Genomic DNA, 24,666 nt, shown 5'->3' on the forward strand with positions numbered 1-24,666 from the left:
AAATAATTAAACTGCGGAATTTTCCCATCTCTCATACCACTCTACAATATATAAACTTGGCTCTTCGTTTAAATCTTCAAATAACATTTGTTTAAAATGCTCAAATTGACGCGTCACAAGATGATATTGACCTTTTGCCGCATACAATCTCATTAGTGCATAGTTGGCATACTCCTCAAGTGGATTGCTAGTACATATTTTGCTATAGTACTCTATCGCCTTATCTTCATTGGCTGACTCCATATACCAATTGGCAATTTTATATGCCGTTTCAAGCCATTGCTTTTTTAATCGTTCACGTTCGCCTTCTGCCCACCAATAATCATATTCCTGTAAATAGTCGCCGACGTATAGCTTCTCCATTTTAACATATTTATCTAGTGTTGTTGGTGAGAGAGGCATATCCTGTGATTTAAAATCCTCCCATTCATCTACATCCATGGTAACATCCCTTAACTCAAGACAGTACCCTTCGGTCATATTCATAATTTGAAAATGTCCAGTATAAGGTGATAATGTTTTTCGAATATGATATATCGCAGTGTATAGCTGAGAATATACCTTTGTTAGTTCATGCTCAGGCCACAATAAATCTATTAAGGAGGACTTACGTACTAATTGACCCCGATGCTGTAATAAGTAAAGAAATAGCTCCTGCGCTTTACTTGTTCTCCATTGCAAAATAACAGGTGACTCTTTTACCTTTTTAAGGGTAACCTGCCTAAACACATGTAAGCGAAGCTCTTCTGTTTCTTCTTGTACCATACTAGGTGCTTCATGTTGATATTCTTTCATACGACTGATTGTTTTAATAAGTCTTTCCATTCTAACTGGTTTAACAATATAATCTAGCGCATTGATTTCAAAAGCTTTCACCGCAAATTCATTATATGCAGTTACAAAAACGATATTTAAATTGGGATTTCTCTCAAATAGCAAATCTGCAAGCTCAATTCCGCTCATTTCAGGCAACTGTATATCAAGAAAAACCACATCTGGTGCACACTGAGTAATCCCCTCCAGCGCTTCATGTGGGTTTGTAAATTTTCCAACAATATTAATATCTTTTATTTTTAATAGCTGACGCTCAAGATAATCTAATGCTAGCTGTTCATCATCCACAAGAATTACTTTCATTCACTAAACTCCTAATCCTAAAAATTTATAAAGGCCAATGAATAATTAGGTAAACCTGTTAATGTAATGTCTTATATATATAATATCATACTGCTACTTATGACGGTTGCCTATTTATACCAAATAAAAAACTGTACATCAATTAAAATCTTTTTTGACGTACAGTTCATATTTTTTAAATCGCATTTAATTTTGCTTTGTTTAGTATTGTTTAACTGCTGTATATTTCCCTGTATCCTTAATCATTTCAAATGCAGTTGAAGTTCCCTTCCAGCCTGCATCTACTGTCGTATCAATCACAACCCATTTGCCATCTACAAACACTTCATTCCAAGCATGATAGTTTTTCACGTATTTACTATTTCCCATTACTAATTTAGTAGGGATATTTTCACTCCGAAGCATAGCTGCAAATAGTGAAGCATATCCATAGCAAATATCTTTTTGATTGACAAAGGTACGATCAATTTGAGGAAGATAATCTGTGCTTAGGTTAAAAGGAAGAGACTGGTCGTATTTTATATTTCCGATAACATAATTATAAATTGCTGTAATTTTCTCCATATCGCTAGCTTTATTTTTGACTAAATCTTTTGCTTTTTTTATAGCTTGATTTTGATCAGTGAAGCTAATATTTTGAATGGAATTTAAATATACCTGACTACTATCTTGAAGATCAAGAGCTAGATTTGCTTTTTCGATCACCTGATATTTTTTCCCTGATACTTGTTTCACTAAGCTAATTACATAACTGCCATTTCCTAATTGAAGTGGGAAAAACTCTTGTTTTCCTTGGGATAAATTATAGCTGTATTGCTGCGAGCCCTTGGCAATTAATAACTTCATTTTTCCACCAGACTCAACATTATAATTAATACTAATAATTCCTTTATCTATTTGACTTGTATTCAGCCATGTATTACTGTCTGCCGCATAGGTAAAGCCACCAAAAAATAAGGAAAAGGTAAGCATAACTATAAGAGTAGATACCATAAATTTACGCATAAAAAATAAACTCCCTTCGGTAGCCAGGCTGCCATTTCACAGGCCCTATAGCTTTGCGTCCCTGCCTTTCGACAGGTTTGCCATTTATCGTTATAAAGTTTATCGATACGTTTATATTAACATATCTATCATCATATGCAATACTTTTCGTCTACTATTTAGTAAAAAGGTCTTATGTCTCGTTTTACATTAATTCACATAAATGAAAGCGGCTATACCATATCCCTTTAGCTCTCTTATTTCCCAAATTGACATGAAGGTTTATTATCGCATAAATTATAATTTGAAAGTGGTTAGGTCTTTAACACTACGCTCCTTTCAGGTAATTATTCCCACTTACATTATTATATTATTAGAGGAGTGCGTCTATGTTTCGTAAAACACAAAATTTAAAATTAAATTCAAGTTCACTAGACAAACTGTTAGAGGCGAGCCAAAAATTTGCAACAAATACTGAACTGCAAAATACTACTTTTGAATTATCACCACAAGAAAAAGACCCTAAAGCACAGGAAATTGCTAAAAACATCTCGAAGACCCTAGATACACTCAATGAAGATATGAAAAACAAGGAAATACGAATTAATTTAATCACAAAGGCGATTCAGGTTGGTTTATGGGACATGTCTGTCGTTGCAGGAGACCCTGTAAATCCAAAAAACTCTTTTAACTGGAGTGATGATTTCCGTCACATGCTTGGCTTTCAAAGTGAGCAGGATTTTCCTAACGTCCTAGAAAGCTGGTCTAATCGGTTACATCCTGAAGAGGCTGATTATACATTAAAAGCATTAGCCGACCATTTAGTAGACCATAGTGGGAAAACCCCCTATGATATTACTTATCGCCTTAAGCTTAGAAATGGCGAATATAAGTGGTTCCGAGCAACAGGCACGACAATCCGTGATGAGCAAGGGGTTCCCCTCGCAATTGCCGGTGCATTATTTAATATTCATGAACAAAAGCTCAAGGAAATAGAGCTTGAAAATATGTACCTACGTTACAGTTTAATTAATAAAATTTTAGTTGAGGCTCCATGGGAAATTATTATATATGATGGTGAGTTAGGTCATCCACGATCTCAGATTTGGTGGTCACCACAGTTTCGTCATGTGTTAGGTTTTGAAAATGAACAAGATTTCCCAAATATATTAACAAGCTGGACTGATCGCATACATCCCGAGGATCTTGATAAAACCAATCGATACTTAGCAAATTATATTGCGGACCATACGGGTAGAGAGATATATAGTACAGAGTTTCGTCTTGCGCTTAAAAATGGAGAGTATCGTTGGTTCCATGCCAATGGTGAGGCGACTCGTGATAGCAATGGGACTCCTGTTCGTATGGCGGGTACAATTCGTGATATTTCGCATGAGAAAAATAAAGCCTATATTTTAGAGCAAATGAATCAAAAAACAAAACAGCTTTCAGCTTCCATTGATGAGATGGTTCGTGGAATTAGCTCTGTTACCTCACAAGCCCAGGACCTTGCTACTGCACAAGAGAAATCTGCTTCTGCAGCAACAGAGGCCAAAGGAAGTGTAGAGGAAACTAAGGATATTTCGAGCTTTATTAAAGAAATCGCTAATCAAACGAACCTGCTTGGGTTAAACGCTTCGATTGAAGCTGCCCGTGCTGGAGAGCTTGGTGCTGGCTTTAATGTCGTTGCTGGTGAGGTTAGAAAGCTTGCTTTACATAGTGCTGAAGCAACTAACCATATTGATGAAAGCTTAGTGAAAATGAATCAGCTGATGGATGTGGTATTGGAGCATATTAATAACATGGCTATTCTTACTCAAACCCAAGCCGCACTAACCGAAGAGGTTAATGCGTCTATGGATGAAATCAATATGATGTCGCAAAATTTAGTAGATTTTGCTAAGCATTTATAAAAATGATATGCAGCCTTTTAAATCAAGCATTAAATTAAATAAATTCTAAACGGAATTAGACGAGGCATGGTCCCAGATCAGCTTGATTTGGGTCCCCTTGCCTTGCTTGCTATCTACCAAGATCTTACCTCCATGCACCTCAACTAGCGCTTTGGCAATCGCCATTCCAAGTCCACTGCCTTCTGTCGCACTATCTGTGTCTGTTCCTCTATAATATCGTTCAAATAATCTCACCTTCGTTAAATCGTCCATCCCATCACCATTGTCCACAAAGCTCAGTCCTATTTTGCCAGCGTCCATCACCAACACGCTTACAGTCAAGGTGATCTCCCTTTGATTGTGCAAAAATGCATTTGCAGTTAAATTGTCGACAATACGTTGAAACCATGGTTTATATATTTTCAAATAGGCAGGAGATTTTGCAGGGAAAAAAATAATGTTTGCAGCTTGGTTGTGATGAGATATCCCTGCACCAGTCAAAGCTTCAGGTAAATAGCTATTTAAATCAACGATCTCCATATATGGCGGAGTTACCCCACTTTGTAGCTGATATTCAAGTGTTAGATCACTAATTAATCGTTCCATATGATTAGATTTATTAAGCATGACACGTGCAAAGCGCTGAACCTCCTCCCGACTCCACTCATAATTTTCATTTTCAAGCATATGTGCATACCCTTTTATAGAAGATAAAGGGGTTTTTAAATCATGGGATACGCCAGCAAGCCATTCGTTCCTTGCCTGCTCTGTTTCCTCCCGAACGATAGCATCACGTTGCAAGGTATAGGTTAATGTATTTAGTGAGTCTAGCACTTCCCCATACACAGCAAAGTTTCCTTTCCTTTTTCCATTTTTATCAGCACTCTGGGGCCGATTGGTCTTTTTTTGTGGTTCGATATATTGGCCTTTTCCTAGCACCTTAAGCCACTGCATAATATGTAAAATAGGCGCACCCGTTCGTTGCCCAAACCACCATGCAAATAAGGCAAACACAAGCATAGAAAAGCCAATTAAAGTGCCCACAGCAGAAATTAAAACAGCTAGCTCAGGATCAATTAACGGTCCTTGCCCTGGTTTGGCTTCATTTAATGGTGTACTTAACACCCACGTTAAGCCTTTGTCCTGTTCATAATACGTATTAAGCTTTGTTCCATATTTATCAGGGTAAACACTGCGAAGCGCAAGCTCCTGCAAACTAAAATGACCAGTCACGCCTTCTGGCTTATGATAGGAGGTCACCTCGTTTCCCTTTTCATCCAACACTTGTAGCCATGATTTTCGTAACATAAGCAGGTCTATATCCTTTGAGGAAAGCTGTAATGCGCCCTCTGCTCCAAGCTTCGTTCTCTCAGCTAACTGTTTAACTAATAAACGATCTTCGTCCTTTTTTCCATAAAGTAGCGTATGCATGACACCATTTTTCTCCTGAATCCATAAATATAACTGGTATGGAAATGGCGTTGTCCCAAGCCAATACCCTGTTAACTGCCCAGGACTGTACGAGGAAGGAACATCAGGGGGAACAAGGTACGAATCTGTAACTTGGCCGTCCTGATCGATGCGCTGTAGCCAGCCCCCATTTTCCTTCACCAGTTCTAACAGCTTAGGGTCAAATGAAACACGCCCCTCATCCTGCTGCAACGTTTCGATTAACTGTGATAAACCAGCACTTTCAAATTGTCGCGTTGCTTCAATCTCTTGTATCTTGCTATTAATCCAAAACAATGTCATCACAGCAGCAAGTAGTAATATTAAACCTACCACAAGTAAGCCTGAAATAAGCCTTCGTGCCAATTTCCATTTAATATTCATGTTCAGCTTATTGATGTTTATTTTCATTTTTGTTGTAGTTTTTCGTTTATCATTCATTTTTTGTTCACCAGCTTATATCCCATCCCCCTCACATTTACTAAAAATTGGGGCTTAGCAGGGTTAACTTCAATTCGCTCTCTAATTCGATGAATATGAACCATCACGGTGTTGTCATCTGCAATGCTTGTGTCCTCCCATACAGCTTCGTACAATTCCGCTCTTGTAAATACACGGTTAGGGTGACGAGCTAAAAAGAGTAATAGCTGAAATACAAGCGGCGGACAGGATACATTTTCGCCTTCAACGATAAGTTCTGCTGCTTGCTCATTAATTTGAAATCGCCCAAAGTCGTAGATCGGAGAAAAAGCAAAAGATAAATCATTCCTTTCAGTAGCAGGAGTATAAGTTTCGGGAGTCATAGCAGTCACAGCATTAATAGCATTAATATACTTACTACTCCTACGTAATAACGAACGTATACGCGCCACAATCTCTAGAGGATTAAACGGCTTGGTCACATAGTCATCGCCACCTACCGCAAAACCACTGAGCTTATCAAAATCAGTAGATCGAGCACTTAAAAAAAGAATAGGTGCATCAGTATATTGCCGAATAAACGGACATGCCTCTACCCCACTCATCCCAGGAAGCATCACATCTAAAATAATGACAGCATACGCTTGATGCTGAACTGCTTCAATCGCTTCTTCGGCTGTAGCTACAGTATGTATATGATGAAACCCTTCTTTGCGAAATACAGTAGCAAGTAACTCTAGCAATGCTTGCTCATCGTCTACGATTAAAATTGCTTGCTCATTCATGGCACAGCACTCCTTTTATATCATCCACCTTAATTCTAGCCATATTGTATCATGATTTTTTAGGTCCAAAGCCCATTCTTATTCTGAATTAAGATACTGTTAAGGTTCCGTTTTCATTATGAAAAGGTTGCTAGTTTAGACTAAATGTAGTGAAAAAAAGCTCTTTTTAGAAATTTTCAACAACTAATTTCAAGATTGAGCCGAAAAAAATAAATAAATGGAGGGGAATTGTATGAAAAGAATGTTGATGTTGATTTCAGTTGTAGCCTTGGTAGGCGTGCTATTCACAGGCTGTTCCAAACAGAATCAGGAAAAAAGCAAGAGTGTGACAGATACAATAATTATCCCAGAAAATGAAATTGCGAAAACGATGGAAGCAAGAGATTTTGAGCGAATTTATCAAGGTTTAACCTCTTCGTTTCGTAATGGAATGTCTAAGGAAGACTTTGAACGTACATTAAAAGACTTTATACCTGAAAATACGTCGTGGCAGGAGACCTCTGTGCTAAAGATGAATAAAGGCGTATACAAGGCTTGGAGCAATAGCAAGCAAACCAAAGGTTTTAATGTAACTCTTACCGAAAATGGAGAAATTGCTAGTATGCTTTTAAAGCCTATGGAGCGTTACCCCCACACGGATGAAGCCTTTACGAAGCTAACCTATTCACTACCGTTTAAACAGGATTGGTTCGTATTTTGGGGTGGTGAAAATGTACTCGCTAATTATCACTACGAGCTAGCACTTCAACGTTATGCTTATGATTTTGTTAAGCTGAAGGAAGGATTCTCCTACAATGGTGATATAAAGAAAAATGAAAGCTATTATGCTTTTGGTCAAGAGATCACGGCGCCTCAGACAGGTAAGGTTGTTCATGTTGTTAACAACATTGCAGATAATGAGCCGGTTGGTAAACTAAATGAGAGTGAGCCTATGGGAAATGTAGTTATTATTGAGCATGGCGATGGCGAATATAGTTACTTAGCTCATTTAAAGAAAAATTCAGTTAAAGTAAAAGTAGGCGATACAGTCCAAAAAGGGGATGTTATTGGCTTGTGTGGTAACTCAGGAAATTCAAGTGAACCCCATCTTCACTTTCAGGTGTCTGATGGCAAAGATTTTATTGATAGCTCGGCAATTCGCATAAAGTGGGAAAATAACCTACACCCTGTGCAAAATGATACCGTGGAAAGGCTCTAATTATAAATCAGTACTTGACAACGACAGGAGACTAGAAGCTACGATACAGAGAGTTCTTTCGATTGTGTTAAAATCATATTCCTTTGGTTGGAGTAAATAAATTGTTGGAATTTGATTTTAAAAGACAATCTTCAGAATCTCCCTGTCTTTTCGCTAGTTTGGGCTCTGTTGTCAAGCAGTGATTTCAAGCTTGAGCCTTAAGAATAGACAAAAAATATAGAAAATAGGGACAGAGAATTAAAGCCTTTGGCTAACCTTCTCTGTTCCTTTTTGCTCTCCTTTTTCTGTCTCTCTTTTAAAAATAGGTTATGAACTTCTGGCATTATGTCCATACTACACCTACGTAACTTTTTCTTTTCTATTTCAGCTTAGAGGGGGACTATTCTATGACATCAATGCCTCATCCATCCGTGATCTCCAGCATTTCAGATATTCCCGTAACGATGGATTGTTCGTGGATTGACAATATAGAAGCAAGACTAGATAAAGGTGGACCTTGGGATGATTGGACCTTATTCAAGCTCGCGATGAAGGCGGAGCGAAGAAGTCTCGTAACTAGCTTTGAAGAAATGCAGTGTCTCAAGCACATTCAAGGTCTTACTCCACTCCCGCATCAAATTGATACCGCCAGAAAAGTATTATTTGATATGCGTGGACGTGCGATTTTGGCAGATGAAGTCGGACTAGGTAAAACGATCGAAGCGGGCTTAATTTTAAAAGAATATCTCATTCGTGGTTTAGCACGTAAAGTGCTCATTCTTGTCCCAGCGTCCCTTGTCCTGCAATGGGTAAGGGAGTTGAATGATAAATTTGGCATTCCAGCCACAGCACAAAAGAAGGTGCATTCGTGGGATAACGATGTGGTTGTTGCTTCTATGGATACGGCGAAGCGAGATCCCCATAAGGAAATTTTGCTTAATCAAGAATATGATCTTGTCATCGTCGATGAAGCGCATAAGTTAAAAAATAAAAAAACGACCAATTATCAATTTATGGTGCAGCTTCGTAAAAAGTATTGTTTACTGTTAACCGCAACACCTGTACAAAACGACCTCAGTGAATTGTTTAATTTAATTTCTTTGCTAAAACCGGGGCATTTAGGGGGACAAAGTGATTTTTCCTCTAATTTTGTGGTGGATAAACGCAAACCGAAAAACGAAGGACAATTAAAAGAGGAATTGGCAAAGGTGATGATCCGCAATCGACGTTCTGATGGAGAATTAGATTATACGAAGCGAAATGTTCGTAATGTGCCACTCACCTTATCTCCTGATGAGCAAGCCCTTTATGATGGCGTTACTTCCTTCGTGAAGGATCAATATCAAGCGGGTGGGGCTGATCTCAGCAGCATGCTTGCGCTCGTGACCCTACAACGTGAGGTATGTAGTAGTCGTGATGCTGTGTTTGTAACGTTAGTCAATTTATCTAAAAAGCTACCTGAGGACTCCCCTCTTCGCGCCGAAATATGGGGACTTGTCGATAAGATCAGAAACATTAAATCCAACACCAAGGCTGAGAAAACGATGGAGCTAATTGCTCAAATGAATGAAAAGGTCATCGTTTTTACTGAATATCGTGCTACACAGGAATATTTGCTGAATTACTTTAAAAATCATAATCTCAGTGCTGTTCCTTATCGTGGTGGCATGAATCGTGGGAAAAAGGATTGGATGATGGATTTATTTCGTGGACGTTGTCAGGTGATGATTGCAACCGAGGCGGGTGGCGAAGGCATTAACCTGCAATTTTGCCACAATATGATCAACTTTGATTTACCTTGGAATCCGATGCGTGTGGAGCAACGAATTGGACGTGTTCACCGCCTAGGACAGCAAAATGATGTAAATATTTTCAATTTATCTACGGAAGGTACAATCGAAGCACATATCGTTAATCTGCTACACGAAAAAATCAATATGTTTGAGTCTGTCATTGGACAGCTAGATGTTATTTTAGAGCGTTTTGATGGAGATCAAGGCTTGGAAAAAAGTATTTATAAAGCGATGCTGGAATCGAATTCCGATGAAGAGTTATCTCAGCGTGTTGATGCATTAGGTCAATCTATTAATCAGATTAAACAGGAAGTTCAGAAACAGGTGCCAGATTCATCTGCCGTGAGGAGGTTAAAAATATAATGACGATGTCGTCAAATGAAATTCGCGAATATGTCGTGAGTTATTTAGAATCGACACAATGCCAGTTTATTGAAAACTCACCTTGGCATGTCACCGTCAAGCTGTCACCGCAGGCCGATCGTGAGCTTACGGATCGTCCTTATTATTGGGGTTTTGTGGATCGCATGAATATAGAGCCTGAAACGATGTCGTTTTCCTTTGTGTTTGACCCAGAAGGTTACGATAAGATGAATGCAAATACACAAGGTACAAGCACACAAGCAATAAATCCATTAGGCGTAACGAATGGGCAGCCTGATCTGCTTAACCGTTATTACGGCTCACTCCCTCCACTTCCTGTACTTGGACCCGGAAGAATTCGGCGGGAGGACATTCATTTTGGCAGTGCTAGACTGAGACAAATTTTTAACGCGGTTAAGCAAAACGGAAGTTGTGTTTATTTATTTGAAGATCCCGGTCCAAGGCAAAAAACGACGTTGTTTCCTGCTTCATATGAGCCTTGGCTTGCCGTATGCTGGAAGGTGGAGTTTGCTTGTGATTTGAAGCGAGAAGAGCTTCACTTTCATGCAATATCTTTGGCTAGCGGTAAAATTGACACTTCCTTTGATCAACGTATTATGGATATGCCCTTACTCCAGCGATTGCCTGAAAACATTCATATTGGTCCAACTTCGCTCTCTTTAAGAGATGGGCATCAACAGCTTGAGCAGTATTTATATCACAGCTTAGAAAAGCTAGATACATCATGGGCAACCTCTGCGAAATTAAGACTACAAGAGGAATTGGAGCTTGTGGATGCCTATTATAAAGATTTGCTGCTGGTAGAAGATGAGGAACGGCAATCAGAAGTGAACGCTCAGCTAGAGGCAAGAAAAAGCGAAATTACATGGCAATATGAGCCAAGAATTATGATTTCCGCTATAAATTGCGGTATATTTCATCTTCGGGAGGATAGCTTTCCTCGAATAGACCGTAATCGCTAAAAGAAAGCAAAAATAGAAGCAATCTACAGCATGACACATGACAAGTTGCAACACACTTCTTAAAAGGGGATGACTACAATTATGTGAGGGAGGGATTCATATGTACAAGCCTAGGAAATCTAAATCTTCATATATAATACTTAGTATGATTAGTGTATTTAGTTTAGTGATTATGTTGACGACAACGATTGGCATAAACTTATCCACTTCCATGGCCAGTGCTGCTGATCGTTCATTTGAGAGGGCTAAACCCAAATTTTTTACAGCGATAGCTTCAGCGCAAATGGACAAAGCAGTCGCTCCCGCCAAGCTACAACATTTTGCCGAACAAGCTGCAAATCAGCTTGCTAAGCTCTCTACTTTCTCTACATGGATTGGCGCTGACATTGTCGTTGAACCACTAGGACCAGGCACGCATAGCTGGCTAGCCTCTGTTTTACAATACAAAGAAAACCATGCCACTTTTGTAGGCTACATGGTCTTCTCAGTTAATCCAGCGAATCAATATGTACTTGTTGAATATGGCGCAGGCGAAGATAGCATTTATCACCCAGACAGGTTTAGTGAAGCGTTAAGCCTACTTGGCTTTTCTTCGAGAGATATTTCTGCTAAACCTTATTATGGCGGTCCTTTATGGACAGAATGGTGTCTTTCAAACGGACAATTTATTCATGCGGGTACTGGTGAGATCGTCCCCCAAAGTCAAGCCTCGTGGGATGTCATTCAGCAAAAATATTCCGCTCCTACTGGGAGTGTAAATACTGCTAAAAATGATGATTTTGGACCTTCACCTTTACCTATAGTATTTACTGGTGACGATTTTGATCCATATGAGCAAATTACGTGGATGATTGCGAAACCAATACAGCTTCAAGTATCCAGCTTCCTTCAAGCCTTGAATTCCCATAAGCAGCTTATTTTTGTAGGCACTGAGGCTGAGAGTAACGGCACTTATCGAATTCCTTTTTCGATTACAGGGTATCAAAAGTGGGATGCTGATGTGATTTACGTTCAAGCAGGAACGATCGCCTCCCCACGTTTTGTTGCCTTAGATTCGTTATTATCAACAGGACATTTCGTGAGCAATGACACGAAATAACTGAGAATACTTATAAACATAGAATACTTCAGCTTTAATTTTAAGGTTTCCAGCGATTGATTTTAGATTTTCGCCACCAGATTGAAAAGGCTACGGGGAGCATACCAAACCATCTTGTACTCCAAGGCTCACGAACTTGAAGCTTTGCTTTACGCGCTTCCTTTCGTGTAGCCCTTGGAGTTTCTACGTAATTAATGACCTTATGCGTGAGCAACGTAAAAAAATCATCCTTTGCCATCGTTCCTAACCTCCTTCTACTCTCTCCTTTCTATTTTGTGCTGTTTAGCAAAGAACTAAACATCAGAATGTATGAAATGTATTTAAATCAACCACATTATATACAACAAAACATGGAGATATAAGAAGGAGCGATTCACTTGTCTAATCATCTTAAATGGAGGAAAATATTAGCTACTATTCTATCCACTTTATTTTTATCAGCCTCACTAGCTTACAATATGACTACCGTTTCTGCTGCAAACAAACCAATTGTTAATCAAGGCACTCCTGATGATTCTGCAGTTGAGCAAGCATTTCCAGGACAATTAATCTTAATTGATGCTGGACATGGAGGAATTGATGGTGGCACTTCCTTTGAAAATATTTTAGAAAAAGATATTAACCTTGATATTGCTAAACGTTTATATCTGCTATTGCGGAGTCAAGGCTATGACGCTGTTTTAAACCGTACTGGAGATTACGCGCTAAGTGAAGACAATCATTGGTCCAGAACCCGTTCACGCCATATGCGTGACTTGGCACAACGACAAGAGCTTAGTGATGAAATAGAACCAACGGTGGTTGTAAGCTTGCATGTCAACTGGGGGAAAAATAAAAGCAAGGGTGGACCACTCGTATTACATCAGGACGAAGGAAGAAGTGTTTTGCTTGCCTATACAATTCAAAATGCATTAAATCAATATTATGGAACAAAGACTCTCCCTATTGTTGGCAAGCCCTTTTATTTGCTTAATCAAAATAAAGTTCCTTCTGTCATTGTAGAAATGGGTTATATTAGCAACGAAAAGGATCGGCTTAATATGACAAAACCGTCGGGCAAAAAGGAATTAGCCCAGTGCATCGCTTCTGGGCTGTCCGCTTATTTGATGTTACAGTAATGAGCAATAATGATACGCAAATAATTTAAATACTGCGCAAATGTTATAGTATGTTACTTGCTTCCACAACCTTTAGCCATTGCTGACTAATTAAGCCGTGGCCTGCACTTGTTGGGTGGACACCATCCCAAATCCAATAGGATGCTTCTCTTTTTGTAGCGGCTTCATCAAATAACGCTTGAAGGGGAACAAACACGGCATTAAATTCCTGTGCTAATTGGGCAACAATAGCTTGATATTTTTGAATCAAAGCTTGCCATTCGTCCCAACGGGCCTCGGTCGCAATCCCTTTTAAAATAAATGGCTCACACAGCACGAGCTTCGTATCTGGCAATACTGCTACTGTTTCTTCCAATACGTGTCTATAAGCTCGCTCCAAGCGGTCAGTAAACCCACTTGGTTCATTACCCATTGTGCGCCAAGCATCATTAACACCAATTAAAATACTGATCACATCTGGTTGTAAACTAATGGCATCCTCATTCCAGCGTGCATATAAATCCGACATCCGATTTCCGCTAATCGCCCGATTAATAAACTCATAATGCTTTTCCGGATAAAGATGACCTAAATGTGCGGCAACAATATACGCGTAGCTATGCCCTGTAATTCCATGAATTTCGTTATCCCGTTCGCGATTGGCATCTGTAATGGAATCCCCTTGAAATAAAATCACTTTGCCTTGTTTATTGCTCTGTTTGCTCATTTCTCATTCTCCTTTTTAAAAAGCTAGAGTTAAAAGCATTTAATTATAATAAAATTTTACATTGAATACATTAATCAGATATATTTATCAGATATATTTAGCCATTGTAACGTCTGTTGCATGAAATCCCATCTTCTCATACAAATGCCATGCTCGCTTATTATGGGCAAACACATGCAGCCCGAGCTTTTTAATTCCCATTTCTTTAGCTAATGTCTCAAAGCTTTGCATCGTCTGTGTTCCATATCCTTGTCCTTGAAATGACTCAAAAATTAAAAAATCGTATACAAAAGCAGTTTTCATCTGATCTTCCTCATCATAGTGAAACCAAAAATACCCAATCTTTTCTTTACCTTCATTAGGTACGATGCAATAAAGATGCTCATGAGGGGTATTTATTCCCTTTGGCAAATATCCATCAAAGGCTTTCTTGGCTAACGTAAGACCTTCTTCCTGTGACCATGTTCCTGCCTTTATTTTTTCGTTTGCAAAGTCCTCAATCGCATAAGATAAGTAATGCTCATAATCGTCCTCACTCATTTTTTTCAATAAAACCATAGTCCCACCTCTGATGCTCATAATTTATACTATATTAACACATTTTTCTAAAATGAAGGGGCTTACAAATTAGTATTTTAACTCAAGCTCTGATGAATGTTTATATGAAAAGTCATAATAAATGAATGTGAATTAGAAGTTGTCTTAGCAACGCTCATCTTGTTTTCACACACGATTACGCAAAAAAGTACGCCTCCCTCCAGATGGTGGAGCACAAGGAGCCGTTATTGACGTAGATACTTCTTTTGTGCTAAAATATTCCAGAAGTGATTGAGGTGCATACGGATTTATAATGACGTATCTCTCATTAAGCCTAACGGAAATCATCCGAGAAGCCTAACGCAAGTCATCCAAAAAATACGTGCGAAAGCTTCCGAATATTACGCACAGGAAAAGCGAATAAAACCCTATCGTATAAGCGGTCGTGGCGGAATTGGCAGACGCGCACGGTTCAGGTCCGTGTGGGCTTACCCCCGTGGAGGTTCGAGTCCTCTCGGCCGCATTATCTAAAATACAAACAGAAAATTTAAATAATAAAATAAATAATTTAACTTGACGAAAAACCTACCTAAACTTGGGATAGAATTTCCCTTTGAAGTTTAAGTAGGTTTTTTTGATGCAAATATGCCTTAAGACCCCTTAAGCTCTGCCTCTATCCCTACATTTAAAATTGATATCCACTTTTCTACTTTCCCCTTAGTCCATTAAACTATACCATAAGCTAAGACTCTATCATCCTTACATCCTCCTAATGTTCCTTTACCCATAGCCTGTGGTTACCAGCTCTATTACGTACAAATGTTTTCATTTCTCCAATTAAATTAGCATCATTAATTCGCCATACACTTTCACGAATACCCTCAATCATAGCATCAACTAAGATTGGACGTGTAACAGTCGTAGTTGGCCAACCTGGTTTATTTTCATTTGTTCCTGCTTCTGCATTATAAGAATCATGGTGGTATAAGTTAGGATAGAAGGTTACGTTAAGTAGAGTATTAATGACACTATGACCAACGTTATTAGTCTCCACTCCAAGTAGTGCTTCTCCATACATACGTCCTACAAAATCTAATTGCTTAGCATATATATCTAGATCCATTTGTCCATAAATTGCAGCAACATCTTCGCCAGTTTCAGCATCTATAATATAAGCCGCTGATGCATCGCCACCTTCTAAACCTTCTGCAACGTCAGCACCGATACAATATTCTTTGTCTGGATCAAATTCGGTGAATACTTCAAATTCTCCACGCTCATCTTCTATTAATTTTACCTGTGACCAGTCATAGCCTTCTCCTTCAACTGCTGGAGGTATGATAACAGCATACTTCGTTCCTTTTTTAGTATGTTTAGACATAGCATCAAGTTTTTCTTGATTGAATACGGTACGTCCTGTGACAAGGAATGCTTCTTCTGATGTTGAAGGATACTCCTGTCTAAATAACTTCTCATCACCTTCAAAGTCATTTCGTATTGTGTACCGCCGCCACTCTAACTGTTCATCAGCAAGCCCAAACTTTTTCTTTAGCTCCAATTCTTCTTTTGTATGTTTAAAGTCCTCTGATACCTTCATGCGATAATCAGGCATTTCAAACCAAGGAAAGAACAAGGGAATATAGTCGTTATTTCCTGCTACCGCGTTATCCCACATTTCCTTGTATATCTCAATCCCATTAGCTGTTGATTCAATAATACCTACTGTGCCAGCTTCTTTAGATAAGGCAGCGAACAATGAAGCTAAGTGCTTCTTTTTTCTGTTCTCAGGCCAGAAAGCTAATTCTGATATGTGAAGATAATGAATTGTCTCTGAACGTGCTAATACTCTGTTCTCAGCAGATTGAACCGTTATTTTAGATTTTAGTCCTGGTTCCTTCTTACGCTCTACATCCTTTAATGCAGGGCTTTCAAATGTTAATCTACGGCTATTGTTCCGCTTACGCATGGGCTTGATAGCTTCTGGAATGTAGTCATAGTACAAACGGAACATATCATATAAGTTTTCAGATGCGCTGGAATCTTGGGCAACAATAAAAGCGTTCTTAGCTTCTTGTAGTGAGGAAAGGTAATAGATTATAGCTTCTGTGGTTGTTGAAAATCCCATCTGTCTTGCTTTAAGTATAATGATTCGTACAGGCTTTCCTTGCTTGATTCGATCAAATACAGTGCTAGCAAGCTTCCTTTGTGCTTTATTTAAGGTAAGTGGAACAATATCACCTGTAATATCACCTGTCTTTGTCTTGATCCGTAAAAACTCAAAACAAAAAGCCTCAAAGTCATCAAGATTTCCCTTGAGTTCTTTAAGGCCTTCTGGATCGTTTCTATATTCAGCTTTTAGCTTACGTACCAATTCGCTATAAATGAGTTCTGTATCTTCTGTTTTCCCAATTGCTTCAGCAGCTTTACGTATATGCTCATGGATTTTATCCAACACATTACTCACCACCATTGGCATATAGCTTTAGTTGATCTACTAATTGTTTCATTCTTGGGTTGGATGCAATCCTTACCACTGAACGCTCATAAGATCCATCTGTTGCTTCTTCCTCAAAGATTTCCATGAATATACGAATATACTCTTGAACTGAAACGCTTTTTCCCTTAGTGTAGTAAGAAACTTCATATTTTCACGTACTTCTCTATTTAGTACCGTTATTTCATTTACCTTTCTACGGAGTTCAATCTCAAACTGCATTTGCCATGTCTCTATGAAGCTAACATAATTGAACACTTCTCCATCTTCCATCAATTTGTTAACCAGTTCGTCCATTTCATCCCTAAATAATTTAGGTAGATCATCTACTAATTCAAATCGTTCAATTAACCTCTTTGTAGCATCTAAGTTCGTTTGAATAATATCTATTTCTTGATGGACTGTTTTTACTACACGCCGCCGATCCGCAAGGAAAGCATCTTTCTTCTTGGCTTGTTCCCCTGTACCTTTATCCTTAATAAATTTAGCTACAGCAGTATGAGATATTTTTTCATTAGCCCATTCAGAACAATCCTCTGCTATAGCTCTTACTGTCTTATTAGCACGTACTCCAGACCAAACAATTTCCTGACATCCTAATGATTCAATTTTTGATGGTTTAGCCACAATAAACAGCTCCTTTTTCTTGTAATGTTATTCGTAATGTTTGTATGCTTTGTAATGGTATTTGTAACAAATTATGCGTTACAACTTATATTGCATATAATGTAGTGCCTTTTATATCAAGGGATCAGCTTGTAATGTTTTGTAACGTTACAAGCTGTTTTTGTAATGTAAATAAGCTCAGGAAAAGTTTTCCTGAACTTTGTTTAACGACGACACTCCATTAATCTGTAATTATGTCACGATAGAGCAATAGGTGGAAACTTGTTATCCTTATAGTAAGCATAATTGAAAATAGACTGTTCTAACTCTGTAGGTATGTTATCTAAAGCATTCAATGTATTTCTAATTTGTGATTCCGTAGGAAAACTATCACTAGTATAATCCGCAAGATTGAAAAGTTGTTTATCAATATCCTCTTTATAATATTTTTGAACTTCTCTACGTATATTTTCAAAATAACCTTTTAAATTAAAACTATAAAAACTATCAATAGCATCCCTTACATCACTATCAATTTTATTTTCCAGTGCAATTTTTTCCATTTTCCGAACAATAATATGCTTATCTATATCAGTGATTCCTTCCCAGGTAAGTCCTTCTGTCATATTTTTTATCGAGAAGATATACAGTGGAACAGTAAAGTCTTTCAAATTGTCTAATGTCGCTTGGGCTTCTGCTACGGCCTGTTTTAGTTCAACCTCAATTCCTGCTCCCTTGAACCTTTGAAGTTTATCAAGATTTAAAAAGGCAGTAGATAACGCCCCCGCCGCTAATGCAATCCCCATTTCAACTGATTTACCTATGCAGCCAAAGTAAAGGGTTGGAACTAAAATTATAAGTATTGAGATAATTAACTTAAAAGGTATAGTTGAATTCTTTCCCATGTAATCCCCCACATTAAATAATAAATGATGATATAAAGAATATTCCTTTATGTCAATTCAGTTTCTATGAATATAAAGCCGAAAACGAAGTTACTGTTCCTATCTATCATTATATTCTGCTATTATATGTTCAGAATAATACTCCCGAGATTGAGTGTCATAATCCCTTATGTAATAACAAGGAATAGAAAGATGCATTTCTATTACAGACCTAACTTTTTCATTGCAACTTGTTTTGCCATCTCGCCAGTAACTGTTGCCAAGACAGTGACCGGAATAGTTGACAGTTTATTTCCTAATGTTTTTTTGTTTTTTCCCAAACGATACTATCCCTTATTGAATCTAGAAATTCATGTCCTTTCCAAGTCAGTGTTTCTGGATAAAATCTCTCAGGTCCAGACATATTAGTGTCCACATTAAATTCACGATTAAAATTGATAGCGATAATATAGCCTGCGTCATCTAAGATTTTTACATGATAATAGAATTCAACTTCTTCAACTCCATCAACCCATGAGGATTTATAAGGTAAATTTTCAGGATGTTCTCCCTCTGGTCCAAGTGACTCTGTAAGTAAAAGAATTCTCCTTATTGTATCCATATTTCTTTTCACGTCATCTCTCCCTCTCAAATATCCCCCTTAATTACAGTTAAGCACCAAATAAACTTTTCAAATATGCACCAATTAATCCCCCAATTATTGCAGAAAGCACCATTTTACTTATATCCCAGAAAATTTGCTTACGTTGATCATTAAGTTTCTTTTCTAAGATTATTACTTGTAGTTCAACTGATGATTTTGCATCCTCAATTTCATCATGAATAAAATCGTTGATAGAGGTCGTTGAGTATTTATTGTAAATATTCATTTTAGTCAAATATTGCTTATGATCATTGTATTGATTTTGAATGAAATCATTAACCTTAACTCTAAGGTGCGGAATATATCTTATATTAATTTTCACTTTAGATATATCTTGTATTAAGTCAATTAGTTCTAACTTAATCTCTCTAGTCAGAATGTTGAACGTTTCAGTTATTGTATATGTACTATCTAAGACATTCTTTTCAGCAAGCTCAGCTATTTGTTGGCTAGAGGCATTCTTAATTCGACGAGCTATCGATAGAAATGAGTAGTCGATAATAGCGCTAGTTTTCAAATAAATTCCCTCCATTTAAAAAGGTATTTAAGTATTTTTTTGATTTCATTTTATACTGCAATCTTTTAATTTTGCTTTTAAAATAACTTAAGTTTAAAATATTGGTAATTCAACTATACAAGTCTTGGGATTGCCCCATTACTTCTTAAATTATTCATGAGTTGGGGATTGTCTTCTTCTACACTATAAAAAAATACCTGATCTACTTGATTTTCAATATCCCAATTTTCTATTCCCCACTCATTTGTAGTAATTAATATTACTTTTTTGGAATTTGTATTTTTGAGTTCAGTTAAAAATTTCTTATATCGCTTAGAGTCATCAAGCACTGTTTGGACCGGAAAAAATATAGTGAATGTATTATGATTACCCAAAGGATTCTTGCTTGTATTTGTTGTATAACTACTTATATTGACTGTTATTTTACCTATACGATAAACAGCAGTTGACTTAATTGTGTTAGGTAAAAGACGCTTATTGAACGTACCGTTTATGAGGTCTGGTATATTCGACATAGAAGATGTTCTGATAATCCCTTTATCAAAGTGTTTGTTCAGACAAGATAATACAACCCTTAATTTTGCATCATTATCGTAACCTTTCATTAAAAGCGTTTTACTATTTGAATCGTTTAAGAACTTTATAACCACTTCAATCGCTTCTAATTTATCACTCACTTTCCTTCCTCCTAACAAAATTACTGATTAGTTCTAATCCTAACATCTCACCAATAAAAACTATTTGAGTAATAACGGACTAATCATAAAATTGCAAATTTTACTTAAAGCGTTTTAATCTCTGTGAAGTTTTTTCTAGTTTCTCTAATTTCTCATCGCTTATTGCATTAGGGTCAATTATTATTTTTATGTAAGGATTCACCAATGAAGTATTATTACTCTTAGCCTCTTTAACAAATTTTCTATAATTTTTGTTAAAGAATTTTTGAGCAAACTCTTCATAAGGAGACGGAGTCATAATTCTAACAGCCTCTTCCCCTAGCCTTTGCTTTATACTATCGCTGGATATCAATTCCGAATATGCTATTATTTTTGTCTTTCTTTCTCTACATATCTTTATAGTTTCATAGATAAATAAGTAAAACGCTTTTCCTTCCCCTTTTGCTTTATCTCCTATATGAAACTCTATTAATCTAAACCATATGTAACAGCTGTCCGCAGGTAATTTAACTATATATCTTGTATACCATTTAGAAAAAAAATATAATATTGAAAACATAAACGAAATAATAAAAAATACTTTGAACATCCATTCATATGAAATAATCGTACTTAAAGTTAATAGTAATAACAATAGCAATCATGCAGAAACTCTATTAAGCATTTTCGATTTGTCCCCTCTTAAAAGAAAAGCCGCTGATTAGCGGCTATTTTAGTATATTTACATTAAAACAATTTAGGCTCTACAAAAACTAAGTCTATTTGATCATTACTATTTGCAGATGCTTCAAAATATATTTGAAGTTTTAAAACACCTGTTAGGTCAACATTTACTTCAACAGGCACATCCCCTCCACGCATGCCCTCTTTTTTAAATAATTCTTGCCCATCACCTTTAATTATTATAGTTCCAAGAGTGTCTGAGTTTTTAGTATAGTCATCAACTCCCACAAATCCTGTCAATTTGTTATATTTACCATTCAAATTATAATCTACTGAGTTTGAACTATAAGTACTTAAGTAATAAGCACCATTCAATATAGAGCCAATTCCATGAAGGTATTGTTTCTCAGTAATAGTAAATTTAAGCCCACTAGGATTTTTCCATTTACCAAAGTAAATATTATCTTTTACTCCATCTTTTCTTGCGTAATTAGTTTCATCTAAATAAACAAACGAACCTTCCTTTTTCCCTACCCATGCAGTTTTTGTTTTTCCGTCATATGTAATCGTTTCATTTAATCCACCAGCAATATCCTTAACAGGTGCATATAATTGTCCATTGTAGATTATTGACTTAGAAACTTGCTTTTGAACTCCATTAAACATATACTTCACATTTTCTAAAACCACATCTAGTTTCATACTCGATCCAGCAAATACGGTTGTTCCTGTGATTAAAGTACCAATCATAATTCCTAATATTAAGCCTTTAAACTTATCTTTCATTTCCCCACCCCAAATATATAGTAGTTTATTCCTGATTCTATATGTTAAATTTCTACAAAAAATGATATATTCCTGCTTTAATAAGATTTTTTTGAAATCATTTATACTCGATATTTAACTAAATATTATTAGATCAAGTTGACTATGGTCTTCCTATAAACTAATATTCTTTTGAATATCTGTCCAAATCTTCCTATCAGTACAAATAATTTCTCTCAATAAAAAAGCACCCTATTAAGAGTGCTTACTCGATATTTACTCAAAATCATATTTTTCTTTACATTCACTACATGTGCACCAGGTGCTGCTATCTCTAAATCCTGGTATCGCATCTTTTTCATAAATTACTTTCCCTTTACCGCAAGGACATTCATATTCTTCTCGTATTATTTCTCCTTCACCTGCTCCATATCCATCATGAGGCGTTACACTTCGTTCAATTAATTTTAATTCCACCATAACCACCTCCTTTATAGAGCGATACTTCGACATAAAGGAAGGATTTCCCTGCATTAAAAGTGCCACCCCGAAGGATAGCTATGGAGGAAAGTTATGATACCGATTTTAAGGATGTGGGCAAGATGCTAATTCCGCCACCACATCATTTATTACCTTAGTTAAATTGTAAACTATTTTAGGTACGATATTCCTACGGATATTTGTAATTTTTCCTTGAATAATATATAAACCACATTAACTATTACGCTTCCGAGGTTATCCTCTTGTACACACGAAAAAATCACGCCTAGAATAACTTAATTTCCTTAGTTCTGATAGACTGCTATAAAAATACATGATTAGAGGAGATTACTTGGAAGAGAGTGCTTTAATATCCCTCTACACTTCACTATTTCTACTTGAATTATCACTCTATAAAATACGAAAAGCTCCACCAACCGAAGTCAGTGGAGCTATAATTTATAATTTATAATTTATAAAGTAGCAATTCCCTTAAGCATATCTATTAGTCGATCTCTATCTATTAATTTTACACCAACTTTATTTGCTAATATAATTGCTAGATTTGTGAAATAGGAGGTTGTAATCACATAACTCTCTGTACATTGATAAAATATTTTTCCAGTAGATACTTCTTGAATCGCTGAGTTTGATACTCTATTTGTTGGTGAATATCTCTTAGCTGAACAGCTACTCTCCTATTATCTTATCTTTAATTAGTATTAAATCAATCCCTTGATCCCTGAACCTGGAGTGAGTTGAACCTTATATCCTTCATTTATAAAGAATTGTTTTAAAAAACTTTCAAATTCAGTACCTCTCACTGTATCTAACTTTTCAATTGAGATAGTATTTTTCTTTTGTCCACTAATCTTTGCAGCAACAGCAAATGTAATAGCCTGGCGAATAATTTTAGAAATATACTTTTTAAGACTTTTCTAAAACCACTTTCTTTTGAATTAGAATAGAACTAATACATTGAGCATTGAATAGGAATACTAAAGCATAAAGAAAAATACATCTTGCTATATTGAAATTCTATCCCCTATCTTCTAGAAATTATTCTTCAAGGTTTTCATCTTTCTCACTGCTAGAAGTAAAATCAATAATTTTTCGTTTCAAACTTGTTTTTATGAAAGCCTTATTCCAGTTGATCTGACTTATTGTAATCGCTGTAATAAAACAATTATTTACTATATTAGAATAATTAAACCCAGACTTTTCATATAACAAACCTGTTACATTAATAAGAACAAAAATAGCTGCAGAAATTATAAGCATATGTAACTTGAATAATTCGCTCTCAAACCCCTCAGCTCGTTCTATTTGTCCCATAATCTTACCAATGAAAAACTTATTTAATCTAACTCCCAGAATTTGATATATAATCAAAAAAAGTGTAATTATTAAGTATACACCAGCATCAGGCCTATCATCATAATATGGAATATGTATTACAATTGTTCCAATAAGAAAAATAGATAAAATACCAAAAATAAACAAAGTCATTACTGTAGAATATAATTCTAATACAGCAACTATAATTAAGAAAATAATCACATCAATTAATAAACCAAGTAGGATCGCTCTAATATTAGAATCATACATAGCACTTGATATAAGCATCCCTAAAATTAATATGATTATTATTTGAATTAGTTTATTTTGAATATTAAAAATCAGTAATAAAGATAATGAACCTAGTACTCCAGCTCCTCCTAAAATGCAATACATTAAAGTATCTCTAATTTTTTCCGAGAATCCTACTTTAGAAATTAGACCATCAGGTTCATTTATTGAATAGAAACCTACAAAAATAAGTAATCCAATTCCAAAAACAAAAAAGATAATCTTGCCCCATTTATCAAGATTAGGATTAAAAATTGGTATTTTATTTTCTTTCTTTTTATTCATAAATCCACCCCTATTAAATTCACATTTATCTCCACTCCCCAATCATACCTTAACTAGCATATTCTGTGAATATAAATAGATATATTTTCCTAGTTCTGGTAGACTAGGAATAGATTAAATATAGTTTAATAAGAGAGGGGCAAAAGCATGATTAAGGCTTTTAAATACTTGGCTATTGGGATTGCTGTTTTATCATTCATAGCTGGCATTGTTGTGGGGAGTACATATGGACCTCAACCTGAATATTCCTTCCAGGACAAAGACTTTTTATGGAGTATTGCCTTAATAGTTTGGGTATCAGGCGGTATATCAACCATGTTTACGTGGGCGTTTGCGCTAGTGCTGGAGTACATGGAAAAGATGTCTCAGCGATTAGAGGAGATCGAGATACACTCAAAGCTTATTTATAGGGATTTTAGTAAGTAACATCGTATAGTTATATAAGAAAAACCACATTAGCTATTAGGGACTGACCCCTTTATGTGAGACAGGGATCAAAACACCTTACAAGTTTAAGCAGCCAGACGCCGGTAATTCACTGGCGACTGGTTATTTAGTT

The 24,666-nt window shown here is 36.4% G+C and carries 24 protein-coding genes, 1 tRNA gene, 1 pseudogene and 1 riboswitch; of the genes and pseudogenes, 8 read left to right on the forward strand and 18 right to left on the reverse strand.

Translation table 11 applies throughout. The annotated features are described in order from the left end of the window. Nucleotides 1–6 precede the first annotated feature (6 nt). The gene (locus J2Z32_RS21250; RefSeq protein ID WP_210091208.1) at nt 7–1,137 is read right to left on the reverse strand and encodes a response regulator; all 1,131 of its coding nucleotides are present in this window, start codon (nt 1,135–1,137) and stop codon (nt 7–9) included. A gap of 201 nt (nt 1,138–1,338) precedes the next feature. Continuing rightward, on the reverse strand, nt 1,339–2,142 hold the full coding sequence (locus J2Z32_RS21255; protein WP_210091209.1) for a transglutaminase-like domain-containing protein: 804 nt from the start codon (nt 2,140–2,142) through the stop codon (nt 1,339–1,341). A gap of 15 nt (nt 2,143–2,157) precedes the next feature. Next, nucleotides 2,158–2,234: riboswitch (cyclic di-GMP riboswitch) on the reverse strand. 276 nt (nt 2,235–2,510) lie between these two features. Here J2Z32_RS21255 and J2Z32_RS21260 point away from each other — a divergent pair. Then, nucleotides 2,511–4,034, forward strand: a complete 1,524-nt coding sequence (locus J2Z32_RS21260; RefSeq protein ID WP_210091210.1) for a PAS domain-containing protein — start codon at nt 2,511–2,513, stop codon at nt 4,032–4,034. Nucleotides 4,035–4,079: 45 nt separating this feature from the next. On the opposite strand, the gene J2Z32_RS21265 is transcribed toward J2Z32_RS21260, so the two are convergent. Beyond that, the gene (locus J2Z32_RS21265) at nt 4,080–5,903 is read right to left on the reverse strand and encodes a sensor histidine kinase (RefSeq protein ID WP_245251684.1); all 1,824 of its coding nucleotides are present in this window, start codon (nt 5,901–5,903) and stop codon (nt 4,080–4,082) included. Further along, a complete protein-coding gene (locus J2Z32_RS21270; RefSeq protein ID WP_210091211.1) occupies nt 5,900–6,667 on the reverse strand; it encodes a response regulator transcription factor in 768 nt (255 codons plus the stop codon). The genes J2Z32_RS21265 and J2Z32_RS21270 overlap by 4 nt, the downstream gene beginning before the upstream one ends. 232 nt (nt 6,668–6,899) lie before the next feature. Here J2Z32_RS21270 and J2Z32_RS21275 point away from each other — a divergent pair, with 232 nt between their 5' ends. The 4 genes from J2Z32_RS21275 (at nt 6,900) to J2Z32_RS21290 (ending at nt 12,082) form a co-directional block, all read left to right on the forward strand. Beyond that, nucleotides 6,900–7,865, forward strand: coding sequence for a M23 family metallopeptidase (locus tag J2Z32_RS21275; protein WP_210091212.1), 966 nt, complete (start codon nt 6,900–6,902; stop codon nt 7,863–7,865). A 395-nt stretch (nt 7,866–8,260) separates the two neighbouring features. Then, nucleotides 8,261–10,000 carry a DEAD/DEAH box helicase gene (locus J2Z32_RS21280; protein ID WP_245251691.1) on the forward strand — a complete coding sequence of 580 codons (1,740 nt, stop codon included), beginning with the start codon at nt 8,261–8,263 and terminating at the stop codon, nt 9,998–10,000. Then, entirely contained in the window at nt 10,000–10,983 is a 984-nt protein-coding gene (locus J2Z32_RS21285) for a YqhG family protein (RefSeq protein WP_210091214.1), read from the forward strand. The genes J2Z32_RS21280 and J2Z32_RS21285 overlap by 1 nt, the downstream gene beginning before the upstream one ends. A 100-nt stretch (nt 10,984–11,083) precedes the next feature. Continuing rightward, nucleotides 11,084–12,082 (forward strand): hypothetical protein, encoded by a 999-nt coding sequence (locus tag J2Z32_RS21290; protein ID WP_210091215.1) that lies wholly within the window; start codon nt 11,084–11,086, stop codon nt 12,080–12,082. Nucleotides 12,083–12,122: 40 nt separating this feature from the next. Here the strand turns inward: J2Z32_RS21290 and J2Z32_RS21295 are convergent, their stop codons facing one another. Further along, on the reverse strand, nt 12,123–12,320 hold the full coding sequence (locus J2Z32_RS21295; protein WP_210091216.1) for a YqzE family protein: 198 nt from the start codon (nt 12,318–12,320) through the stop codon (nt 12,123–12,125). A 139-nt stretch (nt 12,321–12,459) separates the two neighbouring features. Here J2Z32_RS21295 and J2Z32_RS21300 point away from each other — a divergent pair, with 139 nt between their 5' ends. Next, nucleotides 12,460–13,200 (forward strand): N-acetylmuramoyl-L-alanine amidase family protein, encoded by a 741-nt coding sequence (locus J2Z32_RS21300; RefSeq protein WP_245251686.1) that lies wholly within the window; start codon nt 12,460–12,462, stop codon nt 13,198–13,200. Nucleotides 13,201–13,243: 43 nt separating this feature from the next. On the opposite strand, the gene J2Z32_RS21305 is transcribed toward J2Z32_RS21300, so the two are convergent. After that, a complete protein-coding gene (locus J2Z32_RS21305; protein ID WP_210091217.1) occupies nt 13,244–13,906 on the reverse strand; it encodes an SGNH/GDSL hydrolase family protein in 663 nt (220 codons plus the stop codon). Between the two features lie 87 nt (nt 13,907–13,993). Continuing rightward, nucleotides 13,994–14,446, reverse strand: a complete 453-nt coding sequence (locus J2Z32_RS21310) for a GNAT family N-acetyltransferase (RefSeq protein WP_210091235.1) — start codon at nt 14,444–14,446, stop codon at nt 13,994–13,996. Nucleotides 14,447–14,882: 436 nt separating this feature from the next. Here J2Z32_RS21310 and J2Z32_RS21315 point away from each other — a divergent pair. After that, nucleotides 14,883–14,966 (forward strand) — tRNA-Leu (locus tag J2Z32_RS21315). Nucleotides 14,967–15,212: 246 nt separating this feature from the next. Here the strand turns inward: J2Z32_RS21315 and J2Z32_RS21320 are convergent. The 11 genes and pseudogenes from J2Z32_RS21320 to J2Z32_RS21370 all read right to left on the reverse strand — a co-directional run bounded on the left by J2Z32_RS21320 (nt 15,213) and on the right by J2Z32_RS21370 (nt 24,107). Next, the gene (locus J2Z32_RS21320) at nt 15,213–16,898 is read right to left on the reverse strand and encodes a terminase large subunit (RefSeq protein WP_210091218.1); all 1,686 of its coding nucleotides are present in this window, start codon (nt 16,896–16,898) and stop codon (nt 15,213–15,215) included. Between the two features lie 72 nt (nt 16,899–16,970). Then, nucleotides 16,971–17,564, reverse strand: coding sequence for a hypothetical protein (locus J2Z32_RS21325; protein ID WP_210091219.1), 594 nt, complete (start codon nt 17,562–17,564; stop codon nt 16,971–16,973). Between the two features lie 236 nt (nt 17,565–17,800). Then, entirely contained in the window at nt 17,801–18,448 is a 648-nt protein-coding gene (locus J2Z32_RS21330) for a hypothetical protein (protein ID WP_210091220.1), read from the reverse strand. A 295-nt stretch (nt 18,449–18,743) separates the two neighbouring features. Then, the gene (locus tag J2Z32_RS21335; RefSeq protein WP_210091221.1) at nt 18,744–19,061 is read right to left on the reverse strand and encodes a DUF2513 domain-containing protein; all 318 of its coding nucleotides are present in this window, start codon (nt 19,059–19,061) and stop codon (nt 18,744–18,746) included. A 37-nt stretch (nt 19,062–19,098) separates the two neighbouring features. Continuing rightward, the gene (locus J2Z32_RS21340; protein ID WP_210091222.1) at nt 19,099–19,608 is read right to left on the reverse strand and encodes a hypothetical protein; all 510 of its coding nucleotides are present in this window, start codon (nt 19,606–19,608) and stop codon (nt 19,099–19,101) included. A 113-nt stretch (nt 19,609–19,721) separates the two neighbouring features. Further along, nucleotides 19,722–20,285, reverse strand: a complete 564-nt coding sequence (locus J2Z32_RS21345; protein ID WP_210091223.1) for a hypothetical protein — start codon at nt 20,283–20,285, stop codon at nt 19,722–19,724. A 100-nt stretch (nt 20,286–20,385) separates the two neighbouring features. Then, the gene (locus J2Z32_RS21350) at nt 20,386–20,844 is read right to left on the reverse strand and encodes a hypothetical protein (RefSeq protein ID WP_210091224.1); all 459 of its coding nucleotides are present in this window, start codon (nt 20,842–20,844) and stop codon (nt 20,386–20,388) included. Nucleotides 20,845–21,011: 167 nt separating this feature from the next. Next, on the reverse strand, nt 21,012–21,734 hold the full coding sequence (locus J2Z32_RS21355) for an NPCBM/NEW2 domain-containing protein (protein WP_210091225.1): 723 nt from the start codon (nt 21,732–21,734) through the stop codon (nt 21,012–21,014). A gap of 255 nt (nt 21,735–21,989) precedes the next feature. Further along, the gene (locus J2Z32_RS21360; protein ID WP_210091226.1) at nt 21,990–22,193 is read right to left on the reverse strand and encodes a hypothetical protein; all 204 of its coding nucleotides are present in this window, start codon (nt 22,191–22,193) and stop codon (nt 21,990–21,992) included. Between the two features lie 473 nt (nt 22,194–22,666). Next, nucleotides 22,667–22,867 (reverse strand): annotated as a pseudogene (locus J2Z32_RS22740) (restriction endonuclease); the annotation flags it as partial. 385 nt (nt 22,868–23,252) lie between these two features. Next, nucleotides 23,253–24,107, reverse strand: a complete 855-nt coding sequence (locus J2Z32_RS21370) for a hypothetical protein (RefSeq protein ID WP_210091227.1) — start codon at nt 24,105–24,107, stop codon at nt 23,253–23,255. 147 nt (nt 24,108–24,254) lie between these two features. Between J2Z32_RS21370 and J2Z32_RS21375 the strand changes: the two genes are divergently transcribed. Then, a complete protein-coding gene (locus tag J2Z32_RS21375) occupies nt 24,255–24,533 on the forward strand; it encodes a hypothetical protein (protein ID WP_210091228.1) in 279 nt (92 codons plus the stop codon). Nucleotides 24,534–24,666 lie beyond the last annotated feature (133 nt).

This window comes from Paenibacillus turicensis, assembly GCF_017873435.1.
Lineage (GTDB): Bacteria > Bacillota > Bacilli > Paenibacillales > Paenibacillaceae > Fontibacillus > Fontibacillus turicensis.